Annotated in this window: 15 protein-coding genes; 8 read left to right on the forward strand and 7 right to left on the reverse strand. The window is 54.5% G+C overall.

Translation table 11 applies throughout. The features are described 5' to 3' along the window. Positions 1-33: 33 nt before the first annotated feature. The 4 genes from OGV67_RS22000 to ybbA form a co-directional block, all read right to left on the reverse strand. On the reverse strand, positions 34-864 hold the full coding sequence (locus OGV67_RS22000; protein ID WP_114847729.1) for a MetQ/NlpA family ABC transporter substrate-binding protein: 831 nt from the start codon (positions 862-864) through the stop codon (positions 34-36). 291 nt (positions 865-1,155) lie between these two features. Further along, on the reverse strand, positions 1,156-2,298 hold the full coding sequence (locus OGV67_RS22005) for a porin (RefSeq protein ID WP_024130578.1): 1,143 nt from the start codon (positions 2,296-2,298) through the stop codon (positions 1,156-1,158). Positions 2,299-2,600: 302 nt separating this feature from the next. Continuing rightward, positions 2,601-5,015, reverse strand: a complete 2,415-nt coding sequence (gene ybbP / locus OGV67_RS22010; RefSeq protein WP_110494573.1) for a putative ABC transporter permease subunit YbbP — start codon at positions 5,013-5,015, stop codon at positions 2,601-2,603. Next, entirely contained in the window at positions 5,012-5,698 is a 687-nt protein-coding gene (ybbA, locus tag OGV67_RS22015; RefSeq protein ID WP_012133471.1) for a putative ABC transporter ATP-binding protein YbbA, read from the reverse strand. Before ybbA ends, ybbP begins: the two co-directional genes overlap by 4 nt. Here ybbA and tesA point away from each other — a divergent pair. From tesA to OGV67_RS22030, 3 genes are read left to right on the forward strand one after another with little or no spacing between them, the layout of a single operon-like run. Then, positions 5,669-6,292 carry a multifunctional acyl-CoA thioesterase I/protease I/lysophospholipase L1 gene (tesA, locus tag OGV67_RS22020; RefSeq protein WP_115615349.1) on the forward strand — a complete coding sequence of 208 codons (624 nt, stop codon included), beginning with the start codon at positions 5,669-5,671 and terminating at the stop codon, positions 6,290-6,292. The two genes, ybbA and tesA, sit on opposite strands and share 30 nt — an antisense overlap. A gap of 28 nt (positions 6,293-6,320) precedes the next feature. After that, the gene (locus OGV67_RS22025) at positions 6,321-7,091 is read left to right on the forward strand and encodes an SDR family oxidoreductase (RefSeq protein ID WP_049009020.1); all 771 of its coding nucleotides are present in this window, start codon (positions 6,321-6,323) and stop codon (positions 7,089-7,091) included. A gap of 60 nt (positions 7,092-7,151) precedes the next feature. After that, a complete protein-coding gene (locus OGV67_RS22030) occupies positions 7,152-8,006 on the forward strand; it encodes a co-chaperone YbbN (RefSeq protein ID WP_115614995.1) in 855 nt (284 codons plus the stop codon). Between the two features lie 72 nt (positions 8,007-8,078). On the opposite strand, the gene fetB is transcribed toward OGV67_RS22030, so the two are convergent. Continuing rightward, on the reverse strand, positions 8,079-8,858 hold the full coding sequence (gene fetB / locus OGV67_RS22035; protein ID WP_047458353.1) for an iron efflux ABC transporter permease subunit FetB: 780 nt from the start codon (positions 8,856-8,858) through the stop codon (positions 8,079-8,081). Continuing rightward, entirely contained in the window at positions 8,845-9,522 is a 678-nt protein-coding gene (gene fetA, locus OGV67_RS22040; protein ID WP_115614996.1) for an iron efflux ABC transporter ATP-binding subunit FetA, read from the reverse strand. Before fetA ends, fetB begins: the two co-directional genes overlap by 14 nt. Before the next feature lie 149 nt (positions 9,523-9,671). Between fetA and OGV67_RS22045 the strand changes: the two genes are divergently transcribed. Further along, positions 9,672-10,589, forward strand: a complete 918-nt coding sequence (locus OGV67_RS22045) for an SPFH domain-containing protein (RefSeq protein WP_012133477.1) — start codon at positions 9,672-9,674, stop codon at positions 10,587-10,589. Beyond that, on the forward strand, positions 10,586-11,038 hold the full coding sequence (locus OGV67_RS22050; RefSeq protein WP_047458358.1) for an NfeD family protein: 453 nt from the start codon (positions 10,586-10,588) through the stop codon (positions 11,036-11,038). The genes OGV67_RS22045 and OGV67_RS22050 overlap by 4 nt, the downstream gene beginning before the upstream one ends. Here OGV67_RS22050 and cueR read toward each other — a convergent pair whose 3' ends face one another. Then, the gene (gene cueR / locus OGV67_RS22055; RefSeq protein ID WP_104869161.1) at positions 11,039-11,455 is read right to left on the reverse strand and encodes a Cu(I)-responsive transcriptional regulator; all 417 of its coding nucleotides are present in this window, start codon (positions 11,453-11,455) and stop codon (positions 11,039-11,041) included. A gap of 284 nt (positions 11,456-11,739) precedes the next feature. On the opposite strand from cueR, the gene OGV67_RS22060 reads away from it, so the two are divergent. The 3 genes from OGV67_RS22060 to OGV67_RS22070 form a co-directional block, all read left to right on the forward strand. Then, on the forward strand, positions 11,740-13,866 hold the full coding sequence (locus tag OGV67_RS22060) for a TonB-dependent receptor (protein ID WP_012133480.1): 2,127 nt from the start codon (positions 11,740-11,742) through the stop codon (positions 13,864-13,866). A 2-nt stretch (positions 13,867-13,868) separates the two neighbouring features. Continuing rightward, a complete protein-coding gene (locus OGV67_RS22065; RefSeq protein WP_049010046.1) occupies positions 13,869-14,693 on the forward strand; it encodes a heme/hemin ABC transporter substrate-binding protein in 825 nt (274 codons plus the stop codon). 20 nt (positions 14,694-14,713) lie between these two features. After that, a partial coding sequence (locus OGV67_RS22070) for a radical SAM protein (protein ID WP_286466094.1) occupies positions 14,714-15,507 on the forward strand: 794 nt, incomplete at its 3' end.

Here is a 15,507-nt window from a genome sequence, read left to right on the forward strand (position 1 = left end):
CGCCGCTGCCCCGTTAATTCCCTTGCGCAGCGATTATTTGTCTGCGGTCATCCATTCCGGCTTCTGGAAGGCGCTGTAAATATTCTTCGGATCGTCAATAACCGCACGGTAGGCCGGAGATTTCACCGCGTCGACAATATCTTTCGCGAACGGCTTGTCGGCATCTTCACTGCGTACGGCAATGATATTTTTCAGGTTTTCATCCAGTTGCTCTTGTTTTAGCGCGCTGGAAAGATCCAGCCCCGCCGCAACGGCGAAATTACCGTTAACCAGCGCGCCGGTCACGCCATCCAGCGTGCGCGGCAGCTGTGCCGCTTCCAGCGGTTTAAACACCAGCCCTTTCGGGTTGCTGGCGATATCACGCTCAGAGGCTTTCGTCGGGTCGATATTGTCTTTAATGGTGATAAGACCGATTGATTGCAGGAAACGCAGACCGCGCGCCAGATTGGTCGGGTCATTCGACAGGGTGATAATGTCCCCTTTCTTCAGCTCGTCCAGGCTGTTGATTTTACGGGAATAGAACCCCATTCCGGCCGTCGGCACGACGATCAGCTTCGTCAGTTTCAGCCCTTTATCGGCGGTGAATTTTTCAAAATAGAGCGTATGCTGGAACAGGTTAGCGTCAATGCTGCCATTGGATAACGCCATGTTTGGCTGAACATAGTCGCTAAATTCGCGCACCACGACCTTGTAGCCTTTCTCTTTCAGCGTTGGCGCGATGGCCTGTTTGACCATATCGCCATACGGACCCGGCGCGACGCCGAATACAATAGTCTGTGGATCGTTATTAGCATGAGCAAATTGCAGGCCGCAGGCCAGCAAAAGCGCCCCGGCGGCAACGCGTAAACTCTGACGCAGTCCCATAATTTCTCCCTTTTAAATGTTGTGATGCAGTGCAGTACGCCGTGCGATGCGACGTTGTTCATTTGGGCCTGAATACAAGGCTATTTGTTAACATGACACAGTTCACAACCTGTTGTCCTTGAAATTATTTCATGATGTTGCAGAGTATGTCGTTGAAAGGGGATGGGAAGAAATGAAAAAGCCGGATAGCAGCATAAATGCCTTATCCGGCCTGGACGCTCTATTATTGTGCTGCACTCGTAGGCCCGATTAGCGCAAGCGCCATCGGGCATTCGGTTTGGCAGGCGTCAATTAGAAGTCGTAACGCAGACGAACCAGGTTCATATCGCCCAGATCGTCGGTGCTGGAGGTGAATACGTGTTCGTAATCCACGCGGAAACCATAATCCAGCTGGAAGCTAATACCGACGCCATTATCAATACGCTGGTAGTTACGGCCGTTCACATATTCAATACGGTCACCCATAAAGTACGGCTGAATAGATTTCACCGCATACTGGTTGATCGGGAATTTATAACCGGCAAAGTATTCAATACCCCATGCGTCGCCCGCAAAGTAGTCATGCGCGTCTACGCGTTTGGTGGTCATGAAGTTCTGATACCAGCCGCCGCCCAGCGCGAAAGTCCAGTTATCCGGCGTCCAGCTAAGCGCAGTACCAACGATATTTTGATCGTAGTCTTTACCGTCGCCACCGTTACCTGGGCGCATTTCCGCACGCGTATAGTTCCACGCCGTACCCCAGGTCAGATCGTCCGTGATGTGGTAATCCGCACCCAGAGAACCGCCGCCTTTACGCTTGTAGCGCAGGCCGTTGTTCGGGTTGTAATCATCGCTGAACAGATAAGACGCGTAGAGATCGACGTCGCCGACTGTTTTCTTATACTTCAGGGATTTACGGGTACGGTAAGAACCGTCATAGTCGCCGTTGATACCGTTGCCTGGCGCCTGACCAATCATGTCATAGTCCCAGATATCGGTTTTCACGCCAACCACATCATAATAAACGCTGTTCTGTTGACCGAAAGTCAGCGTACCCCAGGTATCGCTTTTCAGACCGGTGTACAGCATACGACGAGTGGTGTCGTTCGCGCCGTCTGCGTAGTGATTATCCCAGTTGAACATCGCCGGGAAGTTAACGCCCAGCTCGTAGTAGCTGACCCAGCTAATGTCATCAAACAGATAGTAATCAGCCGCGAAACGGAAACGGGTGCCGCCATCGAAGCCATTACGTTTGTAACCATTTTTACCGTCGTCGCCAGCCATATTCTGGAACTGAGGACGAATACTGCCGCCAACGGTGAAGTTAAGACGGCTCAGCGGATTACCCGCCTGTGGATCTTGTTTCAGAACAGTGATTTCCGCCTGAGATGCGAAAGACGTTAATGCCACTGCCGCGCCGATCGATGCCGCCAGCGCTGTTTTTTTTATTGTCATTATATTTTCCTTGATAGATTTACCCGTCATTATTCGCACTGCCGGCAAAATACCGGCAACGTAAAAAACAACGGGCATAGCCCGCTAACTATTTAGCAATTAAATATTAACTGGTATTAATCCTGTCGTGTTGGCGGGTTTTTAATGTTTTGTGCTACTAAAAATCGAGGGGTTAACAATTCGTGCCACATAGGGAGTACACACCAGTATAAACACCGGTGCGTAATCATCACGTATATAAATTATATTATTAAAACTACACACCGGTATAAAAACCGGTGTGTGATCATCACATCTATAAATTAATTATTAAACTGGCGAAATAACGCTTTGCCTTTTAACAGACGCGCACCGAGCCATCCGCCGCATAATGAAAGTAATAATGCGCCGCAGACGGGCAAAATAATCCACACGCGCCAGTCCGGTTCCCACGGAAAATCGAACACCTGGCTTTGCAGCACCGCCAGCGCAGTTTCCGCGCCGATCGCCGCCACCAGCCCGGAGACCATACCCAGCATGGCAAATTCACACCAGAGCGTGGTGCGCAGCAGTTTTTTGCCCGCGCCTAAGGTGCGCCAGACCACCAGTTCCTGATGACGTTGACGCATTCCGACCTGAACCTGCGCCAGTAACAACAGCATGCCGCAGGCCGTGACCAGCACCACCATCACCTCCAGCGCCCGACTGACCTGCTCCAGCACCTGACCGACCTGTTTCAGGATCGCGCCGATATCCAGCAGGCTGATGGTCGGGAACTCGCGATTAAGCTGCGTCAGCATGCCGTTGCCATTTTCCCAACGGAAGCTGGTAAGCCAGCTCTGCGGCTGCCCGTCCAGCGCGCCGGAGGGGAAGATAAAGAAGAAGTTAGGCCGCAGACTTTCCCAGTCTACTTTGCGCAGGCTGCTGACCGTCGCGCTAAAGTCCTGGGTATCGCCCATAAAGGTCACGCGATCGCCGAGTTGTATATTCAGCCGCTTCGCCAGCCCTTCCTCTATCGAGACCTCTCCCGCTTTTGGCGGCCAGCTTCCGGCGGTAATCGGGTTATGATCCGGGCGCGTATCCTGCCACGTCAGATTCAGCTCACGGTTAAGCGCTTCGTCCTGATTTCCTTCGGTCGGCAGACCATTAATCTCCGTCAGTCGCGCCCGCACGATCGGGAAGAATGCCTCCGGGATCACCTGATGCTCAGACAGGAAGGCTTTCAGCGGCACCACCTGTTCAGAAGCGATATTGATGAGGAAATAGTTCGGACTTTCCGGCGGCAGTTGTTGTTGCCAGCGATCCAGCAGATCGCCGCGCAGCACCAGCAGAAGCGCCAGCAGCATAAAAGAGAGCGAAAAAGCCGAGAGCTGGCTTAACGTGGACCACGGCTGGCGCAGCAGTCGGCTTACGGCCAGGCGCAGAGGCAGCGATGTCAACGTCATACCACGCAGCACGTTCAACAGCATCCAGCCCAGCACACCGCAAAGTAGCGCCAGCACCACCGCGCCGGCCAGCACCGCCCACAGCAACATGCTGCCGCCCATCAACCCCGCGAGCAGCGCGACGACGACAACCGTGACCACCGGAAGATACACCTTCAGCGGCCAGACACGCGCAACCACATCACGCCGCAGCACACGCAACGGCTGCGTCGCCAGCAGCAAACGATACGGACGCAGTCCAACCAGCAAAGAAATGATGATCATCGTTCCCAGCGCCCACAGCCACGGCCAGAGGCTGGCTGGCGGCAGAACGGCGGGTAACACCGGTTTAAGAAGCACCATTAGCACGTTCTCGAACAATAACCCAATGGCGCCTCCCGTCACGGCGGAAAGAGCCAGCAGCATCCCCCACTGCCCGACGATCAGCTTGCGCAGCTGCGCCCTGCCCGCCCCCAGCGTTTTGAGGATCGCAATCAGATCGTAGCGGCTGCGGCAGTAGTGGCTCATCGCCACCGCCACCGCCGCGACTGCTAACAGCAACGTTAACAGCGCCGACAGCAGCAGGAACTGCTGCGAGCGTTCAAGCGATTTGCCCAGCGCGCCTTCATCTTGTTCCAGCCCATACCAGCGATGTTCAGGCTTAAGCTGCGGCAATAGCCACTTTTCATAGCCGTCCAACTGCTGCGGCGTACCGCCAAACTTATAACGCCACGTCACGCGGCTTCCCGGCTGTACTGCGCCCGTTTTTTCAACATCCGCAATGTGCATCATCAGGCGTGGCGCCATCTGGAAAGGGTTAAACCCGGAATCCGGCTCCTGTACCACCTCGCCAGCAATACGCAGCGTGGCGTCGCCGACGTCGATGCTGTCACCCGTTTTCAGGTTGAGGAGCGCCATCAGTCTTGGCGCCAGCAACACGGAACCCGGCTGCGGTTTTAACCCCGGCGGATTCGTTTGCAGCTCACCGTACATCGGATAAACGTCATCCACCGCTTTGACGCTGGCCAACTGCGGCGTATCGTCCGCGAAGGTCATGGTGGCGAAGGTCATCTGTTCGCCCACTTTCAGACCGCGTTTGCGCGCCTCATCGATCCACGCCAGCGGTACCTCGCGCGAACTGCGCAGCGCCCGGTCTCCGGCCATAAAATCACGGCTTTGCTGACTTAAACCCTTTTCCATGCGATCGCTGATATTGCCCAGCGCCAGCACGCAGGCCACCGCCAGACTCAGCGCCAGCCAGACAATCAGTAAGGAAGGTGAGCGCCATTCGCGCCAGAACCAGCGTGCAATCATGCCTCCTCCTGCAACTGCCCATCCACCAGGCGTAATCGTCGGTCGCAACGCGCCGCCAGCTGCGGGTCGTGCGTCACCAGAATCAGGGTGGTGCCATGTTCGCGATTAAGCGAAAACAGCAGGTCGGCGATTTTATCCCCGGTCTGCCGGTCAAGGTTTCCCGTCGGTTCATCGGCAAACAGCACGTCCGGCCGCCCGTTGAACGCTCTCGCCAGCGCCACACGCTGCTGCTCGCCGCCGGAAAGCTGGGCCGGAAGATGATCAAGACGTTTCCCCAGGCCTAACTGTTCCAGCAACGCTTTCGCGCCATCGCGGCTTTTCCCGCTGTTCTCTCCCCGCAGCAAGGCGGGCAGTTCAACGTTTTCCAGGGCATTCAGCGTGGGAATCAACATAAAAGACTGGAAAACAAAGCCGACATGCTGCGCGCGCAGCTGCGCCCGCGCCTCTTCATCCATCGTGTGCAGAGACTGCCCAACCAGATTCACCTCACCGCTGCTGCCATCATCCAGCCCGGCCAGAATCGCCAGCAGCGTCGATTTCCCCGATCCCGACTCGCCGATCAGCGCAATAGTCTCGGCGCGTTTGACAACCAGTTCAACTCCGGTAAGGATGGAAAGCTCATGCTCACCCTGACCGACGGACTTCTTAAGACGATGAACTTCAACAATGTTTTCCGCTGGCATTTGCCCTTCCTGTTTCTGGTCCTGTTAACGTTCCGCGCCGCCGCAGCGGACACGTTATTAATTCTGGGTGACAGCCTGAGCGCCGGATACCGCATGTCCGCCAGCGCGGCCTGGCCTGCGCTGCTTAACGACAAATGGCAGGACAAAACGCCGGTCATCAATGCCAGCATTAGCGGCGACACCTCGCAGCAAGGCCAGGCGCGTCTGCCTGCGCTGCTGAAGCAGCATCAGCCCCGCTGGGTTCTGGTCGAGCTTGGCGGCAATGACGGCCTGCGCGGTTTTCAACCTCAGCAAACCGAGCAAACCCTGCGTAAAATCCTGCTGGATGTGAAGGCCGCAAACGCCGAGCCGTTGCTCATGCAAATTCGTCTGCCCGCAAACTATGGTCGCCGTTATAATGAAACCTTTAGCGCCATCTACCCACGGCTTGCCAAAGAGTTTGATATTCCGCTTCTGCCCTTTTTTATGGAAGAGGTTTATCTGAAACCACAATGGATGCAGGACGACGGTATTCATCCTAATCGCGACGCCCAGCCGTTTATTGCCGACTGGATGGCGCAACAACTAACCCCATTAGTTAACCACGACTCGTAAATCAACGGAGATCCTGACAGGTAAAGTTATGCAAAAATCGGTCTTAATTACAGGATGTTCCAGCGGAATCGGTCTGGAAAGCGCTCTTGAACTGAAACGTCAGGGTTTTCAAATTCTGGCAGGTTGCCGTAAACCCGATGACGTCACGCGGATGAACAGCATGGGATTCACCGGCGTGCTGATCGACCTCGACTCGCCGGAAAGCGTGGATCGCGCCGCAGACGACGTGATCGCCCTGACCGATAATCGTTTATATGGGATCTTTAACAATGCCGGATACGGCGTGTATGGCCCGCTTACCACTATCAGCCGCGCGCAGATGGAGCAGCAGTTTTCCGCCAATTTCTTTGGCGCGCACCAGCTCACTATGCGCCTGCTCCCTGCTATGCTGCCGTACGGCGAAGGGCGCATTGTGATGACCTCATCCGTGATGGGGCTGATCTCCACACCAGGGCGCGGCGCCTATGCCGCCAGCAAATATGCGCTGGAAGCCTGGTCCGATGCGCTACGCATGGAGTTGCGTCACACGGGTATTAAGGTCAGCCTGATCGAACCCGGCCCGATTCGTACCCGGTTTACCGATAACGTCAGCCAGACCCAGAGCGACAAACCGGTAGAAAATCCGGGGATTGCCGCGCGTTTTACGCTCGGGCCAGAAGCCGTTGTCGCTAAAGTCCGCCATGCTTTTGAGAGCGACAAACCGAAATTACGCTACCCGGTTACGATGGTGACGTGGGCGGTCACGCTGCTGAAGCGCGTGCTGCCGGGACGCGCAATGGACAAAATTTTGCAGGGTTAAGTTGAAGCGCGCGCGTCAGCCCCCATGTAAAAGAGAACCAGACATAAAGAGAGTGACTCCATGTCCGTACAAAATATTGTCAATATTAACGAATCTAACCTGCAACAGACCCTCGAACAGTCGATGACCACCCCGGTTCTGTTCTATTTTTGGTCTGAACGCAGCCAGCATTGCCTGCAACTGACACCAGTGCTGGAAAGCCTTGCCGCACAGTACAATGGCCAGTTTATCCTCGCGAAGCTCGACTGCGACGCCGAGCAGATGATCGCCTCCCAGTTTGGCTTGCGCGCTATTCCTACCGTGTATCTGTTCCAGAACGGTCAGCCGGTCGACGGCTTCCAGGGGCCGCAGCCGGAAGAAGCGATTCGCGCGCTGCTCGACAAAGTGCTGCCGCGTGAAGAAGAGCTGAAAGCGCAGCAGGCGATGCAACTGATGCTGGAGGGCAACTACATTGAAGCGCTGCCGCTGCTGAAAGACGCCTGGCAGCTCTCTCATCAGAACGGCGAGATCGGCCTGCTGCTGGCGGAAACCCAGATTGCCCTCAACCGTACGGAAGACGCCGAAGCCGTGCTGAAAACCATTCCGTTACAGGATCAGGACACCCGCTATCAGGGCCTGGTCGCGCAGATTGATTTACTGAAACAGGCGGCCGACACCCCGGAAATCCAGCAACTGCAACAGCAGGTTGCGGACAATCCAGAAGATGCAGCGCTGGCGGCGCAACTGGCGCTGCAACTGCATCAGGTCGGGCGTAACGAAGAGGCGCTGGAGTTATTGTTCAGCCATTTGAAGAAAGATCTCGCCGCCGCAGACGGTCAGGCACGGAAAACGTTCCAGGAGATCCTCGCCGCGTTAGGCACCGGCGATGCGCTGGCGTCGAAATTCCGCCGCCAGCTGTACGCGCTGTTGTACTAATCCGCTACATTTTGCCCGATGGCGCTACGCTTATCGGGCCTACAAACGCTAAAAATACCGATCCCTCCGGCATCACATCTTCTTTAAATGCGTCACCACCAGTTGGTGGCGCGAATTATAGAATTTCCGGTAGGTTAAATAGCAGGCGATAATGGTCGACAGGCTTGCTGTGGATAGCAGCATAAAAGTCACCATTATCTGATACTTAATCGCTTTTACCGGATCGATACCGGCAAAAATCAACCCGGACATCATCCCCGGTAAGCTCACCAGCCCAACCGTTTTTGCCGAATCAATGGTCGGGATCAGCGACGCGCGAATACTGTCGCGAATAAGCCCCGCAGACGCCGTTTTCGGCGTTGCGCCCAGACTGAGCTTCTCCTGAATTTGCTGCTGCTCGCTGCTGAATCGCTGGCCCAGATTGTTGTAGCACAGCCCTACCGCCACCATCGCGTTACCCGCAATCATGCCGGAAATCGGGATCACCTGCATCGGCGTAAACTCGATAGATCCTGACAATACCAGTACCGCCAGCGTCAGCCCCGCTCCGGTCGTAATCGCAATAAACGACGAGGTAAACGCTTTATCAATATATTTACTGCGTTTTTGCGCGTTATACGCCGCGTTAAAACAGATAAACAGCACCATCAATAATGTCAGGATGGCGTGATTGACGCCAAAAATGTATTTCAGAACATAGCCGACGATAACAAGCTGGATTACCGCACGGGCAACGCTCCAGAGAATATCTTTTTCCAGCGCCAGTTTCTCTTTGTGGCTAATCAGAATAGCCACAACCACCAGCATCATCGATAACGCCAGCGACTCATTCGTTATATTATGCTCGTTCATAGGTAGCTTCCTGCATTTCTCCGGCATGAGGCTGAAGCGTAATCACATTATCCGCATGATTAATTTCATCTTTATCGTGAGTTACCCACAGCACGGCAATATTTTTATCGCGAACATAGCGATGAATAATGTCATTCACATTCTCTTTATTGCGCTCATCCAGCGCACTGGTGATCTCATCCAGCAGCAGAACCTGCGGCATAAACTGTAAATTACGGATCAATGAGATACGTTGTTTTTCCCCGCCGGAAAGCGCCGTAATGTTTTTCTGTAAAATGGTTTCCGGTAGCTCAAACTGCGCCAGATCGGCGAGAAAAGCCTTCGGTTCCGGCGTTTTGTTGCGGATCTGCCAGGGGAAAATCAGGTTGTCATACACCGTATCGCCAAACAGCACTGGCGTCTGGGCACAATAAGAGACCTGCTGGCGGTAAGTTTCGGGCTTAAGCGTGGCAATCTCTTCGCCTTCGAACAGGATATCCCCCGTATCCGGGCTGATTAATGACGCCACAATCTTTAGCAATGTGCTTTTACCGCACCCGGATGGGCCGGTAATCAGTTTAAATTCCCCGGCATTCAGCATGAAACTGATGTTATTGAGAATTTTCGTGGCGCCAGCCTGGTATCCCACCTTTCTTAGCTGGAGCAAAGGGCTGCTCTCTTTCATCTCACATCCATTTTTCACATCTTTAAAGTAAACAGTGTATCCCTGTAATTTATAAGAGGGGAACTCACTTTGATTAATCGGGTATAATTTGATTAAACAGACCGCAAAGACCGTTTTTTTACATGGACAGCACGACAGGAGGTTTATCAATGCTTATTTTTATCCCTATTCTCATTTTCGTGGCGTTGGTGATAGTCGGCGCAGGCGTCAAAATTGTCCCACAGGGATACCAGTGGACCGTGGAGCGTTTTGGCCGTTACACCAAAACCCTGCAACCAGGCCTGAGCCTGGTGGTGCCGTTTATGGACAGAATTGGTCGCAAGATCAATATGATGGAACAGGTACTCGATATCCCGTCGCAGGAGGTTATCTCAAAAGATAACGCCAACGTCACCATTGACGCAGTGTGCTTTATTCAGGTTATCGACGCTCCGCGCGCGGCCTATGAAGTCAGCAATCTTGAGCTGGCCATTATCAACCTCACCATGACCAACATCCGTACCGTACTGGGGTCAATGGAGCTGGATGAAATGCTTTCCCAGCGCGACAGCATCAACACGCGCCTGCTGCACATTGTCGATGAGGCCACCAATCCCTGGGGCGTCAAGGTTACGCGTATTGAGATCCGCGATGTTCGTCCACCGGCGGAATTGATTTCATCCATGAACGCCCAGATGAAAGCAGAACGTACCAAACGCGCCTACATTCTGGAAGCGGAAGGGGTGCGCCAGGCTGAAATTCTGAAAGCTGAGGGTGAAAAACAGTCGCAGATCCTGAAAGCGGAAGGCGAACGCCAGTCTGCCTTCTTACAGGCTGAAGCGCGTGAACGTTCCGCCGAAGCGGAAGCCCGCGCCACCCAGATGGTCTCTGAAGCGATCGCCGCCGGGGATATTCAGGCGGTGAACTACTTCGTGGCGCAGAAATACACCGAAGCGTTGCAGCAGATTGGTTCGTCGGGCAACAGTAAGGTTGTCATGATGCCGCTGGACGCCAGCAGTCTGATGGGCTCCATTGCCGGGATCACCGAACTTATCAAGGACAGCACCAGCGAACGGAACAAATCATGATAGCGATGATTCTGGTTCACCCGCATATTTTCTGGCTGAGTCTTGGTGGGCTACTGCTGGCCGCCGAGATGCTGGGAGGGAACGGCTACCTGCTGTGGAGCGGTGTCGCCGCCGTGATTACTGGCCTGGTGGTCTGGCTGGTGCCGCTCGGCTGGGAGTGGCAAGGCGTTATGTTCGCCGTATTGACGCTGCTGGCGGCCTGGCTGTGGTGGAAGTGGCTGGCACGGCGCGTGCGTGAGCAAAAACCGGCTGACAGTCACCTCAATCAACGCGGGAAACAGCTGGTAGGCCACCGCTTTATTCTGGAAACCGCGCTGGTCAACGGACGCGGCCACATGCGCGTCGGCGACAGCTCCTGGCCCGTCAGCGCCGACGCGGATCTGAGCGCCGGAACGCAGGTGGAGGTGATTGCCATCGAAGGGATAACGTTGCGCATTAAGGCCGTGTGATCAACGGCGGGCTTTACCTTTGTGATGACAGCAGCCAGAAAGATTATCAATGATCGGGCAATCGGCGCTGTCATTACCCGGGCATGACTCCGCCAGGGTCAGTAATTGCGTGCGCATAGCCTGCAATTCGCTGATGTGGCGTTCAATCTCAGCGACCTTTTCCAGCGTACGTTTTTTCACATCTGCGCTATGGCGCCCCGGATCGTTAAACAAATTCACCAGTTCACCGCACTCTTCCAGGTTAAAACCGACCTGACGCGCCTGACGCAACAGCGTTAACTCGTTTAAATGCTGCTGGCTGTAAGTGCGGTATCCGTTTTCACTGCGCAGCGGCGGCGTCACCAGCCCTTTCTCTTCATAAAATCGAATAGCCTTGCTGGTTAAGCCTGTTTTTTTCGCAACATCGCTAATATTCACATCTCCCCCCCCGCAGAGCATGTTGATGCCGAAGCTCATTATAACCCACATCGCCCCCATGCTATCACGGGGTGGAATGCCCCTGGCGCCTGTGCAATAAATCCTTAGCAATCCTACTGTTATGTGCGATCTCGCTCACACTTATGGTTGTCTTGCTTGCAACATATTGATACAGATCAAAGGTGCATTAATTATACACCTTTCAACCTTGAACTTGTGGATACATCTTCTATATAAACGCGAATGATAATGATGATCATTTACATACTCATAAAGGTTCTCACATGTTGCCACGGATTAGCCAACGGCCATTTATTCTTTCGGCCCTGACATTATGCGTTTCAGGTGCTGTTTCAGCAGCTACGACAACTACAGCACAACATCATAAAGTATCGGATGACGACACGTTAATCGTCACCGCTAACCGCTCAGAAAGTAGCCTTTGGGAAAGCCCGGCCACGATTCAGGTTATCGACCGCCAGGCCATACAGAATTCCACCAGCGTGTCGATTGCGGACGACCTACAGGACATCCCCGGCGTTGAGGTTACTGATAACTCTCTGGCAGGACGCAAACAGATCCGCATTCGCGGCGAAGCCTCTTCACGCGTATTAATTTTGATTGACGGCCAGGTCGTCAGCTATCAGCGCGCCGGGCAAAACTACGGCGCCGGCTTGCTCATTGATGAATCGTCGCTTGAGCGTATTGAAATCGTTAAAGGCCCCTACTCGGTGCTCTATGGCTCGCAGGCCATTGGCGGCGTGGTGAACTTTATTACGAAAAAAGGCGGCGATAAGCCGCTTGGCGGAAGCGTCAAAGCCGTTTACAACTCCGCGACCGCAGGCTGGGAGGAGTCGGCCGCCGCCTGGGGCAGCATCGGCAACTTCGACTACCGCATTAACGGCAGTTATTCCGATCAGGGCAACCGCGACACGCCTGACGGCAGATTGCCCAACACCAATTTCCGCAACAACAGCCAGGGCGTCTGGCTTGGCTACAATCTCGATCGCCATAAATTTGGACTATCACTCGATCGCTACAAAACGTCTACCCAAACCTGGATTAGCGATGCGGATAACCAGTATGACGAATTCAGCGTCCGTATTCCGAAACTGGAACGCGAAAAGGTCGGCGTTTTCTATGACTATGATGCCGATGGCGATTACCTGAAAAAAATCCACCTCGACGCTTACAGCCAGACCATTGAGCGTAAATTTGAGAATCGGGTAAAAACCACCCAGGTCATCCCAAGCCCGATGATTCAGGCGCTGACAGTCAGCAATCAGACCAACACCAATGATAAACAGTACACGCAGGGTGTGACGTTACAGAGCAACTTCTCACTGCCAGCGAACAACGAGCTGGTTATCGGGACGCAGTATCAGCACGACAAAGTGAAGCAGGACACCAATAGCAGCACGCGTCAGACAGCGGCAACCGGCGTCTTCGATATCCAGACCAATACCCTGTCACATATTGAGGCTGAACAAGGTAACGCCTCAATATTTGCGCAAAACGACTGGCGTTTTGCCGATGACTGGACCTGGACCGTCGGCGCACGTCAGTACTGGCTCTCTTCTAAACTGAACCGTAGCGACAGTCTGAGCGGCACAACCTGGCAGTCATCCGGTGGAAAGTCAGCGCATGACGATGAGTTAGTCACCTCAACCAGCCTGCGTTACTCCGGTTTTGATAATCTTGAGCTACGCGCAGCCTATGCTCAGGGATATGTCTTCCCGACGCTGGTTCAGTTGTTTATGCAAACGTCTGCGGGCGGCAGAATCACCTATGGCAATCCTGACCTGAAGGCTGAGCACTCCAATAACTATGAACTGGGTGCGCGTTACAAAGGCAATATGTGGCTGATTGACGGGGCGATTTACTACTCCGAAGCCAAAGACTATATCGCCAGTCTCGCCTGTTCAGGGCAAGCGATTTGTAATGGCAGCAGCACCTCATCCTACTACTACGACAACATCGACCGCGCCAAAACCTGGGGGATGGAGCTGACGGCGGAATACAACGCCTGGGCCGTATCGCCTTATCTGAGCGGCAACCTGATTCGTCGTCAGTATGAAGGCGACGTGCAGAAAACCTGGGATACCGGCGAACCGATGCTGACAGGCCGCGCAGGTCTGAAACACACGCTGCTGCTCAATGCCGCGAATATCACTTCCGATCTCTTCATCCGTGCGGCATCCAGCGCCAAAGACAACACGGGAGAGACTGAAATTCGCTACCCGGGCTGGGCGACGCTTAACCTCGCCTTTAATACTGAGTTTGGTCCGCAGGATCAGTATCAGGTCAATCTGGCGCTGAACAACCTGACCGATAAACGTTACCAGACCGCTCATGAATCCATTCCAGCGGCGGGCTTTAACGCAGCGATTGGTTTTGCGTGGAATTTCTGACGATGAAGAGACTTGTCATTGGCTTACTGGCGCTGGTTAGCGCCTTCAGCGTGCAGGCGGCCGAACGACTGGTGGTGGCGGGCGGTTCTCTCAGCGAGCTTATTTTTGCGATGGGCATCGGCGATCGCGTTGTCGGGGTGGATGAAACCACCTCTTATCCCCCCGAAACCGCTGCACTGCCGCATATTGGCTACTGGAAGCAACTGAACAGTGAAGGCATTTTATCGCTGCGCCCGGACAGCTTTATCACCTGGCAGGACGCGGGCCCGCATATTGTGTTGGAGCAGTTGCGCACCCAAAAAGTCAACGTTGTCACCCTGCCGCGCGTTCCGGCCACCGTTGACCAGATGTACGCCAATATTCATGCCCTGGCGAACACACTCCAGGTTCCTGAGCAGGGCGACGCGCTGGTTAACCACATTCGCCAGCGGCTGGATCGTGTGCAGGACAGCGTGAAGGCGAAAGGCGCGCCGGTTAAGGCGATGTTTATTCTTTCTGCGGGGGGCAGCGCCCCGCAGATCGCCGGTAAGGGCAGCGTCGCTGACGCGATTCTGACCCTCGCTGGCGCGCAGAATGTCGCCCAGCATGCGCAATATAAAAGTTACAGCGCGGAATCGCTGATTGCGGCAAATCCGCAGGTGATTGTTGTGACATCACAGATGGTCGAGGGCGACATCAATCGCCTGCGCGCCATTGCCGGTATCACCCATACCTCCGCCTGGAAAAATCAGCGGATCGTCGCCATTGATCAGGCGTTGATTCTGGGGATGGGTCCCCGCGTCGCTGACGCCGTTGAAACTCTGCACCAGCAACTCTGGCCTCATTAAATGGATTTGGCATTACAATTATGAATACTCAACACACGCTGGATCTCACTCCACATTTTGCGCTGGAGGGGAACCAGCCCTTTAAGGATCGTCGGGCCACAATGCCGTGGCGTGGTGCGATTCCTGTTGCAAAAGAGCAATTGTCGCAAACCTGGCAGAACGTCATCAGCCAGACCGTTCCACCGCGCAAAAGACTGGTGTATTTACATATCCCTTTTTGCGCAACCCACTGTACTTTCTGCGGTTTTTATCAGAACCGCTTTGAAGAGGATCACTGCGCACGCTATACCGACGCTCTGCTACGTGAAATAGAGATGGAAGCCGACAGCACGCTGCACCAGTCAGCACCCATTCATGCGGTGTATTTCGGCGGTGGAACGCCGTCTGCGCTGTCGGCCAGGGATCTGGCCAGGATCATCACCACGCTGCGTGAAAAACTGCCGCTGGCGCCGGATTGCGAAATCACTATCGAAGGTCGGGTACTCAACTTTGATGATGCCCGCGTTGATGCCTGTCTTGATGCGGGCGCCAATCGGTTTTCTATCGGCATTCAGTCTTTCAATAGCAAGATCCGCAAGAAAATGGCGCGCACCTCGGACGGCCCAACCGCCATCGCCTTTATGAACGGCCTGGTGCGGCGGGATCGCGCCGCCGTGGTGTGCGATCTGCTGTTCGGCCTGCCCGGTCAGGATGCCGCCCTGTGGGGTGAAGATCTGGCGATAGCCCGCGATATCGGGCTGGATGGGATCGATCTGTATGCGCTGAATTTGCTTCCCAATACGCCGCTCGGTAAAGCGGTTGAAAGTGGCCGGAC

The sequence above is a fragment of the Citrobacter sp. CK188 genome (assembly GCF_030333525.1).
GTDB lineage: Bacteria > Pseudomonadota > Gammaproteobacteria > Enterobacterales > Enterobacteriaceae > Citrobacter_B > Citrobacter_B koseri.

What these genes read in the sequence shown, in the direction of transcription:
- ybbP (WP_110494573.1), bottom strand. Translation starts at nt 5,015, where the DNA reads ATGATTGCACGCTGGTTCTGGCGCGAATGGCGCTCACCTTCCTTACTG.
- OGV67_RS22065 (WP_049010046.1), top strand. Translation starts at nt 13,869, where the DNA reads ATGAAGAGACTTGTCATTGGCTTACTGGCGCTGGTTAGCGCCTTCAGC.
- fetB (WP_047458353.1), bottom strand. Translation starts at nt 8,858, where the DNA reads ATGAACGAGCATAATATAACGAATGAGTCGCTGGCGTTATCGATGATG.
- fetA (WP_115614996.1), bottom strand. Translation starts at nt 9,522, where the DNA reads ATGAAAGAGAGCAGCCCTTTGCTCCAGCTAAGAAAGGTGGGATACCAG.
- OGV67_RS22050 (WP_047458358.1), top strand. Translation starts at nt 10,586, where the DNA reads ATGATAGCGATGATTCTGGTTCACCCGCATATTTTCTGGCTGAGTCTT.
- OGV67_RS22030 (WP_115614995.1), top strand. Translation starts at nt 7,152, where the DNA reads ATGTCCGTACAAAATATTGTCAATATTAACGAATCTAACCTGCAACAG.
- OGV67_RS22045 (WP_012133477.1), top strand. Translation starts at nt 9,672, where the DNA reads ATGCTTATTTTTATCCCTATTCTCATTTTCGTGGCGTTGGTGATAGTC.
- tesA (WP_115615349.1), top strand. Translation starts at nt 5,669, where the DNA reads ATGAACTTCAACAATGTTTTCCGCTGGCATTTGCCCTTCCTGTTTCTG.
- OGV67_RS22000 (WP_114847729.1), bottom strand. Translation starts at nt 864, where the DNA reads ATGGGACTGCGTCAGAGTTTACGCGTTGCCGCCGGGGCGCTTTTGCTG.
- ybbA (WP_012133471.1), bottom strand. Translation starts at nt 5,698, where the DNA reads ATGCCAGCGGAAAACATTGTTGAAGTTCATCGTCTTAAGAAGTCCGTC.
- OGV67_RS22025 (WP_049009020.1), top strand. Translation starts at nt 6,321, where the DNA reads ATGCAAAAATCGGTCTTAATTACAGGATGTTCCAGCGGAATCGGTCTG.
- OGV67_RS22005 (WP_024130578.1), bottom strand. Translation starts at nt 2,298, where the DNA reads ATGACAATAAAAAAAACAGCGCTGGCGGCATCGATCGGCGCGGCAGTG.
- OGV67_RS22060 (WP_012133480.1), top strand. Translation starts at nt 11,740, where the DNA reads ATGTTGCCACGGATTAGCCAACGGCCATTTATTCTTTCGGCCCTGACA.